General features: G+C 60.1%; 8 protein-coding genes. All 8 read left to right on the top strand.

Annotation, left to right across the window (positions count from 1 at the left end):
• Window positions 1–916 precede the first annotated feature (916 nt).
• The 8 genes from AYO52_RS12910 (at window position 917) to AYO52_RS17830 (ending at window position 10,809) form a co-directional block, all read left to right on the top strand.
• Window positions 917–2,311 (top strand): polysaccharide biosynthesis tyrosine autokinase, encoded by a 1,395-nt coding sequence (locus AYO52_RS12910; protein WP_067718062.1) that lies wholly within the window; start codon window positions 917–919, stop codon window positions 2,309–2,311.
• Between the two features lie 116 nt (window positions 2,312–2,427).
• Window positions 2,428–4,182 carry a nucleoside-diphosphate sugar epimerase/dehydratase gene (locus AYO52_RS12905; protein WP_067718059.1) on the top strand — a complete coding sequence of 585 codons (1,755 nt, stop codon included), beginning with the start codon at window positions 2,428–2,430 and terminating at the stop codon, window positions 4,180–4,182.
• A gap of 17 nt (window positions 4,183–4,199) precedes the next feature.
• Entirely contained in the window at window positions 4,200–5,510 is a 1,311-nt protein-coding gene (locus tag AYO52_RS12900; protein WP_067718056.1) for a nucleotide sugar dehydrogenase, read from the top strand.
• A 3-nt stretch (window positions 5,511–5,513) separates the two neighbouring features.
• Window positions 5,514–6,110 carry an acyltransferase gene (locus AYO52_RS12895; RefSeq protein WP_067718053.1) on the top strand — a complete coding sequence of 199 codons (597 nt, stop codon included), beginning with the start codon at window positions 5,514–5,516 and terminating at the stop codon, window positions 6,108–6,110.
• Window positions 6,110–7,195, top strand: coding sequence for a DegT/DnrJ/EryC1/StrS aminotransferase family protein (locus tag AYO52_RS12890; RefSeq protein WP_067718050.1), 1,086 nt, complete (start codon window positions 6,110–6,112; stop codon window positions 7,193–7,195). The genes AYO52_RS12895 and AYO52_RS12890 overlap by 1 nt, the downstream gene beginning before the upstream one ends.
• A 1-nt stretch (window position 7,196) precedes the next feature.
• Window positions 7,197–8,183 (top strand): Gfo/Idh/MocA family protein, encoded by a 987-nt coding sequence (locus AYO52_RS12885; protein WP_067718047.1) that lies wholly within the window; start codon window positions 7,197–7,199, stop codon window positions 8,181–8,183.
• Window positions 8,184–8,242: 59 nt separating this feature from the next.
• Window positions 8,243–9,439 carry an oligosaccharide flippase family protein gene (locus AYO52_RS17835; RefSeq protein WP_172812170.1) on the top strand — a complete coding sequence of 399 codons (1,197 nt, stop codon included), beginning with the start codon at window positions 8,243–8,245 and terminating at the stop codon, window positions 9,437–9,439.
• Between the two features lie 230 nt (window positions 9,440–9,669).
• Window positions 9,670–10,809 (top strand): glycosyltransferase, encoded by a 1,140-nt coding sequence (locus AYO52_RS17830; RefSeq protein ID WP_082924002.1) that lies wholly within the window; start codon window positions 9,670–9,672, stop codon window positions 10,807–10,809.
• Window positions 10,810–11,638: the final 829 nt, after the last annotated feature.

The raw sequence follows: 11,638 nt of genomic DNA, 5'->3' as shown, positions 1-11,638 counted from the left end.
AACGCACTCTAAATCCGGAAGGGTCCGATATCGCCGAGGCGTACGAGTCCGAATAGGCGAGATGGTCACCCTTACCCAGGAGCACCTCTCGGGGGCGCCGACTTTTTTTGGGGGGAATGGAGAAAACGTCACGTACGGCGGTGAGCCCTAGTCCTGCGACGAGTGTGACCCCTTCTGGGCCGCGACGGGACAACCGTCCGGCTGCCCGAGCCTCGATCTGACGCGTGTTCCCGATATGCGATCCATCTTGGAGGCGAGATCTCATGCGGTCTTGCCAACGAGCCGGTCAAGGTGTGCACGGTGACGGAGGGCCAAGATCTGCACCTCGCACAACAACGCCCGCCCGCACGGCCATCTCAATAATCTGCCGCAGACTGAGTTCGAGGGAACGTTTACGCTACGGAACGGGCCGAGTAAACCCTGGTTGGAATTTAATCGCCCAGCCGTCAAAAGAACCAAGTGTGTTTCAGACCGGCGACGCCGTGTACCCCCAGAACTACACCATGTGCGAATACTCGGGGACCGCTCGAGCTCTTGCGCCCAGGCGGTGCCCATGAACGAGCGGTTGATTGTTAGGGCCGGCAACCCGGGCACTGAGTTTAAAACCGGCGAGCAATGGCTCCACTTTTCGGGCAGTTCCGGCGGACCCGGTCGGCGCACGCCGGGGTCAGGGGCCAGCGGCTTGACTTGCCAGACCGTGAAAACGCGGGGATAGGACGGAAGGTGATGAGATTGAGCGGCTACTCACTGTGCGGTGACACTGGGAATGCAGGTGAAACTTCAGTGACGTACCGGGGGGGATGGGTCGACATAGATGGGTTAAATGAGACGCCCGGTTACACTGTGCATTCGGTGTGGCCGCCCTCTCGCGTCCTTTATCTGTCGCTGACGCCGTCTACCGTGAAAGGAACTTGGAGTGGACCTTCGGGACCTGCTGTCCGTTCTCCGATCCCGCTGGCTCTCGATCGCGGGTCTGACCGTGATTGGTGGACTGCTCGGACTGGGGCTGAGCTTGCTTACCACTCCCTTGTATTCGGCGAAGATCACCTTCTACGTCACCTCGTCCGGAGGGGACAGCGCTGCGGCGGCCTACCAGGGTTCTCTGGCGTCTCAACAGCGCGTCCAGTCCTACGCGGCGCTGGTCGATAGCACCGACATCGCGCAGCAAGTTGTCGACGCCGCTAACGTCGATGCAAATGCGGGTGAGGTGGTCAGTCAGACGACTGCGATCGCCGATGCGAAGACGGTGCTCCTCAATGTGTCGGTGACCGACCCGAACCCGGAGCGGGCCATGCGGATCGCTGAGGGCTTCGGACAGGTCCTGCCTCGCACGATCGAGAAGTTGGAGACCCCCGAAGGCGGGGGGCCGCCGCTCGCGAAGCTCACCGTGGTCACCCCGCCGAACCTGCCCGCGAGCCCGGTGTCACCCAAGACGGAGCAGAACATAGCCGTGGGCCTCGTCTTGGGTTTACTTGCTGGCGTCGGATTGGCGCTCTTGGTCAATACTCTCGATCGTAGGGTGAAGGGTAAGGCGCAGGTGGAGAAGCTCACCGGCGCCTCGGTGGTCGGCAGCATCCCCTTCCGGCAGAGGGAAGACAAGGAGGAGGACGCGGAGCACATCGTCCCGTTCCGGGAGGGGCATTCCCCGGCCGCCGAGGCGTTCCGTCGACTTCGGACCAACTTGCAGTTCCTCAACGTCGACAATCCTCCGAGGGTCTTTGTCGTCACCTCGTCAGTGGCGTCCGAGGGTAAGTCCGAGTCGACGATCAACATTGCACTGGCCCTCGCGGAGGCGGGACATCGGGTGCTGGTAATCGAAGCGGACCTCCGACGACCTCGGGTCGTGAACTATATGGCGATGCCGGACAAGGTGGGCCTGACCAATGTCCTCTCCGGTCAGGCGCGATTCGAGGACGTAGTGCAGGAGACTCGGTACGACGGCGTCGACCTGCTGGCCTGTGGCCCTCTCCCGCCCAACCCCTCGGAGTTACTCGGCTCGGAGACCGCACGTAGCCTGCTCGAGCAGGTGCGGAAGATTTATGATTATGTCATTGTCGACTCGTCCCCTCTGCTCCCCGTGACTGATGCTGCGGTGCTCGCGAGGATCACCGACGGTGCGCTTTTGGTGGTCCGCGACCGTCGGACGACCACTGACCAGGTCAGTCAGGCTGTGGACAACCTCCGCAACGCCGACGCGCACCTGCTCGGCGTGGCGTTGGTGGCCGATAAGCCCATCAAGAGGGGCACCGCCGAGTACTACGACTCGTACTACTACTCCTCGAAGGGGTCGACTTCGGCGGTAAAGGGATAGCGCGCACCTTCCAGACCTCGTTGCTCTCCGGAAGGACGGCTATGGACATGTCTTCTACACGTAGAACGCACGGACTCTCACCTTGGATCGCAATCGATACCGTCATCTGGTGCACGATGGCGCTGCTGGCCCTGTGGATGCGGTTCGATTTCTCCACTCGTGAGATGGCGTCAGTCCTTGAGGGGGGGCGCTTCTACCTTGTGGTGGGCGGTGTGGCAGCGCTCGCCTGGATGGCCGGCGTGGGGACGGGCATTTATCGCGGGCGGTTCGTGCCGGGGAGCCTGCTGGAGAGCGTGAATCTGACGGTGACCTTCACCGTTGCCGCCCTGCTGGCGTTCATCGTCCACTTCTCGGTCCCGGGGGCGGGCGGTGTACCGCGGTCACTGCCACTATTCGCGGCAGCCTTCACGATCCTCAGCGCGCTAACGTTGCGCTCACTCGTACGTCGACGTGAACTGTTTGGCGCCGGCACCGCGTCCGATGCAGAGCCGGTTGTCGTTTTCGGGGCCGGGGCAGGCGGTCGCCAGCTTGTCAGACAACTGCGCCGATCCTCGGTGTCGCGGTTCAGTCCGGTGGCGATCCTCGATGACGATCCCGCTAAGCAGAACCTTGTGATCGACGGCGTCCGGGTACGGGGTACCCGCGACGACCTGGAACCTGTCGTAGGTAAGTATGGCGTCGGGACTCTTCTCATCGCGGTACCGAGTCTCCCCAAGGACGAGCTCGTCGACATTAGGGACCGAGCGGAGAGAGCTGGACTGCATGTCCTGCTGCTGCCGCCCCTGGACTCTCTGATGCGGGGCCGGGTGGCCGCGAACGAGCTGCGAGAGGTCAACGTGGAAGATCTCCTTGGTCGTACCCCGGCGCGGCTCAATCAGACGCAGATAGCCGACTACCTTCGAGGGAAAAGGATCCTCGTCACTGGTGCCGGCGGGTCCATCGGCTCAGAACTGTGTCGACAACTTCAGCGCTTCCGACCGGCGGAGCTCATGATGCTTGACCGGGACGAGTCCGGACTCCACGCAGTGCAGTTGTCGATTCAAGAGCAGGCAATGCTGGACGGGGATGACACGATCCTCGCCTCCATTCGTGACCGCGAGGCGATTCGGGAGATCTTTCTCAAGCGCCGCCCGCAGATCGTGTTTCACGCCGCCGCCCTCAAACACATGCCCCTGCTCGAGCATTACCCACTCGAGGCACTCAAGACCAACGTGCTCGGAACCGCAAACCTTCTCGACGCAGCCCGGGAAGCCGGAGTGCAGACGTTCGTCAACATTTCCACCGACAAGGCGGCGAACCCGTGTTCGGTGCTGGGTACCTCGAAGCGGATCGCAGAGGGGCTCACCGCCGCCGCAGCGCTTGAGGCGACCGATGCTACGTACGTCTCTGTGAGATTCGGAAACGTCCTCGGTTCCCGCGGCTCCGTTCTCACGGTCTTCGAGAAGCAGATCAAGGACGGGGGACCGGTGACAGTCACCGATCCGGACGTGAGTCGCTTCTTCATGACCATTCCGGAGGCGTGCCAGCTGGTCCTCCAGGCAGCCGCACTGGGGAAGAGTGGCGAAACGTTGGTGCTGGACATGGGCGAGCCCGTAAAAATCGCGGACGTCGCCAAGGCTCTTATCGAGCAATCGGGCAAGAACATCGAGATCGTATACACCGGACTGCGGGAGAAGGAAAAGCTCGCCGAGGAGCTGTTCGATGACACGGAGGATCCGACGACCGGCGCACTGCACGAGGCGCTTTCCGAGGTGCGAGTCCCACCGGTCCGTGTGAACCGGCGCGAACTGGAAGTGATTACGCAGCATACGCAGGCAAAGTGTTGGCTTAACGCACACGTATATCCGACCTCGAAGGTCATCGAGAACTAACCCTGATCGGAGCTTAGATGAAAATTACCGTCGTCGGCCTCGGGAAGATTGGTCTTCCCCTCGCCGTCCAGTTCGCAAAGTCCGGCCACGAGGTGTTCGGAGCCGATGTGAACCCCAAGGTTGTCGAACTGGTCAACGCGGGGACGGAGCCGTTCCCTGGTGAGGCTCACCTCGCCGAGTACCTCGCTGAGCTCGTGCCGACCGGTCGCCTCACTGCCACAACCGACACCGCTGGCGCCGTCTCGAAGAGCGACGCGGTGGTCGTAGTTGTGCCGCTGTTCGTGGATGACGAGGCGCGCCCCGACTTCGGTTGGATGGACTCCGCGACGAGCGACATCGCCCGCGGACTGCGCGCCGAGAACTCGACCCTCGTGATCTATGAGACGACCCTGCCTGTTGGCACCACCCGGAACCGGTGGAAGCCGAAGCTCGAGACGGAGTCGGGGCTTAAAGAAGGGACAGACTTCCACCTCGTGTTCTCGCCGGAACGGGTGTTGACGGGGCGCGTGTTCGAAGACCTGCGAAAGTACCCCAAGCTCCTTGGCGGCCTTACCGCCGAGGGTGCTCGGCGTGCCTCCGAGTTTTACGAGCAGGTATTGCAGTTCGACGAGCGGCCGGACCTCGACCGCGGCAATGGAGTTTGGGACTTGGGCTCCGCGGAGGCTGCTGAGATGGCTAAGCTCGCCGAGACCACGTACCGGGATGTCAACATCGGTCTCGCTAACCAGTTCGGCGTATACGCCGCGAAAAATGGTATCGACGTTTACCAAGTGATCGAGGCCAGTAACTCACAGCCCTACAGCCACATCCACCGGCCCGGAATCGCCGTGGGCGGACACTGCATCCCAGTTTACCCTCGCCTCTACCTGTGGAACGACCCAGAGGCCACCGTCGTCCAGGCCGCACGGGAGGCTAACGCAGCGATGCCCTCCTATACCGTCGGACTTGCGGTCGGGGCCGCGGGTGGGGCGCTCGACGGGAAGGTCGCAGTGGTACTCGGCGCCTCCTACCGGGGAGGAGTAAAGGAGACGGCGTTTTCAGGGGTGTTTGCCACCGTCGATGCACTCCGAGAGGCCGGAGCCACGGTTCGGGTACACGATCCAATGTACGCCGATGATGAGTTACGGGAATTCGGTTGGGAGCCGTATCACCGGGGTGAGCCTGCCGAGGTCGTGATCGTGCAGGCGGACCACCCCGAGTACCGAGATCTCGCTGCGTCGGATTTCCCCGGCGTGTGCGTGGTGGTCGACGGTCGCAAGATCCTAGATCCTGAGCGGTTTGAAGGTGTCGCTTTCCACGTCGTCGGCCGCGCGAACCAGGAGGCGTGAACGATGACTGTGCGCATCGTAGACACTGCGGACGTGGCGGAGAATGCGACGATCGGTGAGGGGTCGTCCGTCTGGCACCTCGCCCAGGTCCGGGAAGACGCAGTTCTAGGCCGAAATTGCATCGTGGGCCGTGGGGCCTACGTCGGAACGGGCGTGGTGATGGGTGATAACTGCAAAGTGCAGAACTACGCCCTCATCTACGAGCCGGCCCGCTTAGAGGACGGGGTCTTCGTGGGCCCGGCCGCAGTCTTCACAAACGATCACTACCCACGGTCGATTTCACCGGACGGTTCCCTCAAACTAGGGGACGACTGGGAAGCGGTCGGAGTGACGTGCCGCGTCGGCTCGTCCATCGGAGCACGTGCCGTGTGCGTGGCCCCAGTGACCATAGGCCGATGGGCGATGGTAGCCGCTGGGTCGGTGGTTACCAAGGACGTGCCTGATTTCGCACTGGTCGCTGGCGTACCCGCCCGTCGTATCCGGTGGGTGGGCAAGGCGGGCATCCCGCTTGATGCCGCCGGCGACGGAGTCTGGATCTGCCAAAAAACCGGGGACCGCTACCGCGAGTCCGGAGACACTCTCTGTGAGGACATGAACTAATGGAATTTATTCCCCCTGCAAAGCCCCTCATTGGCGACGACGAGCGCGCAGCGGTCGACCGAGTCCTCCGCAGCGGCATGATCGCGCAGGGCCCAGAAGTCAAAGCCTTCGAAAAGGAGTTCTCGACCCATTTTGGTCTCGACCGTGAATGCGTCGCCGTCAACTCGGGGACGTCTGGGCTGCACCTTGGGCTGCTGGCTAGCGGAATCGGCCCGGGTGACGAGGTGATCGTCCCTTCCTTCACGTTCGCCGCCACTGCCAATTCCGTCGCGCTAACCGGGGCGACCCCGGTGTTTGCCGACATTGATCCGGACTCGTTCTGCCTCTCGCCGAGCGCCGTCGAGGCGGCGGTCACCGAGCGGACGAAGGCCGTCATGCCGGTCCACCTTTACGGACACCCGGCGGACATGCTGGGCATCGCAGCGGTCGCCGAAAAGCACGGGCTCATGGTGTTCGAGGATGCGGCGCAAGCGCACGGCGCCGCCCTCGGCGGTGTACCTGTCGGGGCGTTCGGTCGTTTCGCCATGTTCTCCCTTTACCCGACAAAGAACATGACCTCGGGCGAGGGCGGCATGGTCTCGGTGGCGGACGCTGAAGTGGGACGGAAGCTCCGTCTTTACCGAAACCAGGGCATGGAGAAGCAGTACCACAACGAGGTCGTCGGCCTGAATAACCGCATGACTGACATCCATGCCGCAATCGGCCGTGTTCAGTTGACCAAAGTCGGCGCTTGGACCGAGGCGCGTCGCTCCAACGCGGCCTACCTCGATGAGCATCTTGAGGGTGTGAAGGTGCCCCCGGTGGCAGCCGGCGCCCGGCACGTGTACCACCAGTACACGATCCGCATCCCGGAAGATCGCGACGGAGTGGCCGCAGCCCTCAAGAGCGAGTACCAGGTGGGGTCTGGCATGTTCTACCCGGTTCCCAATCACCGGCTCGCGCCGTTCCGCGCAGAGGTGGACCTTCCGGAAACCGAGAAGGCTGCATTGGAGTGCCTCTCACTTCCCGTCCACCCGTCGGTGTCCGACGCAGATCTAGAGCGCGTCGTCACCGCGGTCAACACACTTGTCAAGGCAGGTAGCTGAGATGGCGAATCTGCGGGCAGGGCTGATCGGACTCGGCATGATGGGGCGCCACCACGCGCGTGTCCTAGGGTCACTCGACGGGGTCGACCTTGTGGCGGTCGCGGATCCAGGAGGGGACCGTTTCGGCGTCGGCGGGGACCGACTGCTGGTTTCCTCCGTCACTGAGCTCATTGAGCAAGGGATCGAATACTGCACTGTCGCCGTGCCAACTGCCTTCCACGAGGACGTGGCGCTCGAGCTCGCGGAGGCAGGAGTTCATGCGCTCATTGAGAAGCCGCTGGCCCACGATGTGCCGTCATCGGAACGGATCGCCGAGGCCTTCGAGAAGAAGGGTCTGATTGGTGGAGTCGGCCATATCGAGCGCTATAACGCTGCCCTTCAGCAGGCTAGGGCTCGCGTCGCGAATGGTGATCTCGGCGAGATCTTCCAAGTTGCGACGCGCAGGCAGGGGCCGTTCCCGGGCCGAATCGCCGACGTCGGCGTAGTGAAAGACCTGGGAACGCATGACATTGACCTGACCGCATGGGTAACCCAGCAGCAATACCTAAGCGTTTCGGCCCAGACCGCCTACAAATCAGGGAGAGAACACGAGGACCTTGTCGCGGTGGTCGGTCGGCTTTCGGGGGGCGCTATGACAAATCACCTCGTGAATTGGCTTTCTCCCCTCAAGGAGCGGACGACTGTCCTTATCGGGGAGAAGGGGGCTTTCGTTGCTGACACATTGACCGCGGATTTAACGTTTTACGCCAATGGAAGCGTGGAGACTACGTGGGACGAGATCTCCCGCTTCCGCGGGGTCTCTGAGGGCAACGTAGTTCGTTACGCCTACGCCAAGCCGGAACCGCTTCGCGTAGAGCACGAGAATTTTCGCGACGCTTTGCTTGGCGCGGAAGCAGATATCGTTTCAATGCGACAAGGGCTCGCGACGGTGAGGGTGGTCGAGGCATGCATCGAATCAGCGTCGACGAACCAAGTCGTCAAAGTGTGACGACGCCGGGCGCCTCGACTTCAGGACAAAGCCGGTTTCGTCGAGCAGGATTCACGGTAATGATCGGCAGCGCTGGCGGTTTCTTCGTCGCCTTTGCGCTTACTCCGGTCCTCTCGAGACTGTTCCAGCCAGAGATGTTCGGTACGTTTTCTACTCTGGTGGCTATTGCATCAACCTTTGTGGGCTTTTCAACGTTGCGCTTTGAGGTGATAGCTCAGCGAAAGTCGATCGACTCGGAATATTGGTCCGGAATTGGGGCAGCTCTTTCAGCCGTCGCTGCTATCTCACTATTGCTTGCCATATCCAGTGTGGTAGCGGTCGTAGTTTTCGACTCGGACACCTGGCTGTTGTGGACGGCCCCCATGGTGGTACTGGGAAGTCTCCAGTTAGTGGGCGGTGCAGTGTATACGCGGAATCGGAAGTACCGCCACCTGGCTGCAGCCAATTTTTTCCAACAAGCAGGCACTGCAGTGGTACAAGTGGCAATAGGCTTGTGGTCGGCTGCGATCGGTGCGTTAATTGCCGGCTTCCTAGCTGCCAGATCTATATGGTTACTTCCATTGGGCAAAATCCGCGGGGGCGAGGGCCGTTTGGCGATCAGAGCCTATTGGCGAAACCACTGGGTGAACGGCGCGCAGGCAGGCACTAGCGCCCTTATCAATAGTGCTTCGGGGCAGCTTGTAGTACTGCTCGTTGCCGCTCTACACGGGGCCGCGGTAGTAGGAACAGTGGCAATGGCTGTACGAATCGTAGTTGCCCCATTGGGGTTGATCAGCCAAGCGGTCGCCGCAGCTGTAGTCGGGGAGGTCGGCAAACTCGCGCGAGAGGGACGCCAACTCGAGGCTCGCCAGCTGGTGCGAACAGGGGCTAGGGATAACTTCCTTATCGCAATATTTCCGCTAGCTATAGCCGCAGTGTTTGCTCCATTTGTCGCCGAGCCACTGCTCGGCGCAGAGTGGCGGGACGTGGGAATTGCAATTTCTGCTCTCGCCGGCGGTGCCTTGTTCCAGTTCATTGCGTCTCCATTTTCCCAAGTGCTAAACATCATCGATCGAAGTGGTCGTCTCCTGGTCTGGGACGTCACCCGTCTGACCGCTTACGCTGCAAGTCTGGCGGTTCCCGCTGCATTCGGGATGTCGTGGCTCGCCGCACTGATAATGTATTCACTTGCGCAAGTAATCATTTACCTTCTGCTTTTGTGGATGGTGATTGGGGAACTATCAACGAGCCACCTTGGTGGAACACAAGAAGTCTGACACAAATCAAAATGGGACCGTAGGCGGACGTCGACAGTCCGGCGCGCAGGAACCAGCGCCTCAGCAAAGTTCTTCTTGATGGAAAAATGGCCCGGGAGGTGCGATCAATGGAAATCCCCTTGGCTCTCAATCAGTTCTGAAGCAGACCAAAGGCTGTTGCGGTGGAAAAACAATAGTCTCCCACAATCTAAGATTGCCGAAACTGAACCACCACTAAACAGGATTTATTAATGGCCAAGATAGCGCACATCACAACCGTTCACCCACTTTCCGATCCGCGGATCCTTCGAAAGGAATGCCGGTCTCTCGCTAAAGCGGGGCACGATGTCACACTGATTGGGCCAGGGCAAAACCGGGACGAAGAAGTGCCGGTCGAGAAGGGGGTGCGGATTGTTAAGACCGCCTACTCTAGCTCCAGACTGGGCAGGGCGTTGATGGGGTCAGTGCGGGTGTGGCGGGAATTGGCGACATTGAGCCCCCGCCTGGTCCACGCTCATGACCCTGAATTGTTACCGCTGCTCCTGGTCTGGAAGCTGCTGCACCGCAGGAGTGTGGTGGTCTACGACGCTCACGAGTCTCTCGTCGGACAAATCGAGGGTAAGGACTACATTCCTGTTCTGCTACGCCCAGTCGCGCGTGCGATCTCCTGGCTGGCACTGGAGTTAGTTACGCGGAGTATCGACGGCGTAGTTGCCGCCACGAAGCACATTGAAGAGGGGATACCGGCGCAGCGAACTTGTGTTGTCCAGAATTTCCCGTGGAAATCGAGCTTCCCAGAGGTCGAGCGGGATAATGACACGGAAGGGTACTTTTGTTACGTGGGCGGAGTCACCAAACTCCGCGGGATCGATGAGATGGTTCAAGCAATGGAGATTGCTAACACTGGCCGAAAGCTCGTGGTTGTCGGACAAGCCGATGAGGGCGCCGTGAAAACCATGGAATCAGCTAAAGAGGTCGTCGTCTATAAGGGTGCCGTAGATTCAAGTGAAATTCCAGCTATCCTGCGCGGCGCGATAGGTGGTTTTGTGGTCCTTCATCCTGTTTCGAATTATAAGACCTCGCAGCCGACAAAGTTGTTCGAATATATGGCGTCTGGGATACCGTTTATTGCATCGGAATTTCGATCGTGGATAGAGTTACTGGGCGATATCGACGCGGGTCACTTTGTGAACCCCCTGGACGTTGAGGAAATAGCGCAGGCAATTCTCGCTATAGTCGATCCGAGGGCGGATGCCGCATCTATGGGTGCAAGGGGGAGACGCGCCTTTGAGACGCGTTTCAGCTTCGATTCTCAATCGAGGGTGCTCAATGATTTCACCAGTATGCTACTAGAGCGTCAAAGGAGGAGTGGTGGAGCCAGAATCCAATGAATTGAGCGGCAGGGCTGCGGGTTTCAGCATAGGGAGAGCCGCAGTTTCCGTACTATTATTGTCAGCGTATTCTTGGCTGGTAATGTACGTTGCCCAGGCTCAGATCGCCCCTCACTTTGATTATCAAGGTTACACGCACCGCGACTGGGGGGGAGGTTGAGGTCTTCAGGGCGATTGTAATAACGGTATTCTTGGGGTTACTACTTTCGAAGAACTCAAGAAGTGTCGGAATGTCGGCGCTGCTATTCTTGGCGGCGACAGTCGCTGTCCCGCTCCTTTGGGTGCCTGTGTTCTACGGTCCGTTAGACGGTGCTGGTCTGTTGCAGCTCCATCTGTTGACTGCGGCTTGCTTTGGTATCTTGTTCGAATTTGTGGTGCTGCCGGCGAGACCGATCCGGCTCCTTCGCCTCCCGAATCCGGTCTTTGAATCCATCATAGTAATCTCGGTTTTGGTAATTTTTGCAATTCTGATTTTATTCTATGGCCTACGTCCAGCACTGTTTACATTTGCAGAAGTGTACGATCAGCGGGACAGTTATAATGAAAACATCGGTACATTAGGTCGGTATTTGGTTGGGGCGCTTACTAATGCGCGCTTGCCGGTTCTCTTGGTCTGGGGTTTCGCTAGTAGGCGCGTAGGGCTAGTCGCATTGGCTGTCGTGAGCTTTGCTTTGGCGTACGCTATGACGGGGTTCAAGTCCATTATAGTTGGGGCTCTGCTTACGGTCGTGGCGATGCTAGTTGCTAGAAAATGGCCGAATTCCCCTCAGAAATGGTTAGTGGCGCTGGGTGGCGCAGTTTTGCGACCCTTCCGGATTTAGAGTGCGTT

The sequence above is a fragment of the Dietzia sp. 111N12-1 genome, from assembly GCF_001658045.1.
GTDB lineage: Bacteria > Actinomycetota > Actinomycetes > Mycobacteriales > Mycobacteriaceae > Dietzia > Dietzia kunjamensis.
Note: the sequence above shows the minus strand (reverse complement) of the source record. Positions and strands in the feature narration are given on the sequence as shown.

Bases quoted from the DNA above. Each gene is read 5' to 3' on its own strand.
- AYO52_RS12900 (WP_067718056.1), top strand. From the start codon at position 4,200: ATGAAAATTACCGTCGTCGGCCTCGGGAAGATTGGTCTTCCCCTCGCC.
- AYO52_RS12905 (WP_067718059.1), top strand. From the start codon at position 2,428: ATGGCGCTGCTGGCCCTGTGGATGCGGTTCGATTTCTCCACTCGTGAG.
- AYO52_RS12895 (WP_067718053.1), top strand. From the start codon at position 5,514: ATGACTGTGCGCATCGTAGACACTGCGGACGTGGCGGAGAATGCGACG.
- AYO52_RS12885 (WP_067718047.1), top strand. From the start codon at position 7,197: ATGGCGAATCTGCGGGCAGGGCTGATCGGACTCGGCATGATGGGGCGC.
- AYO52_RS17830 (WP_082924002.1), top strand. From the start codon at position 9,670: ATGGCCAAGATAGCGCACATCACAACCGTTCACCCACTTTCCGATCCG.
- AYO52_RS12890 (WP_067718050.1), top strand. From the start codon at position 6,110: ATGGAATTTATTCCCCCTGCAAAGCCCCTCATTGGCGACGACGAGCGC.
- AYO52_RS17835 (WP_172812170.1), top strand. From the start codon at position 8,243: ATGATCGGCAGCGCTGGCGGTTTCTTCGTCGCCTTTGCGCTTACTCCG.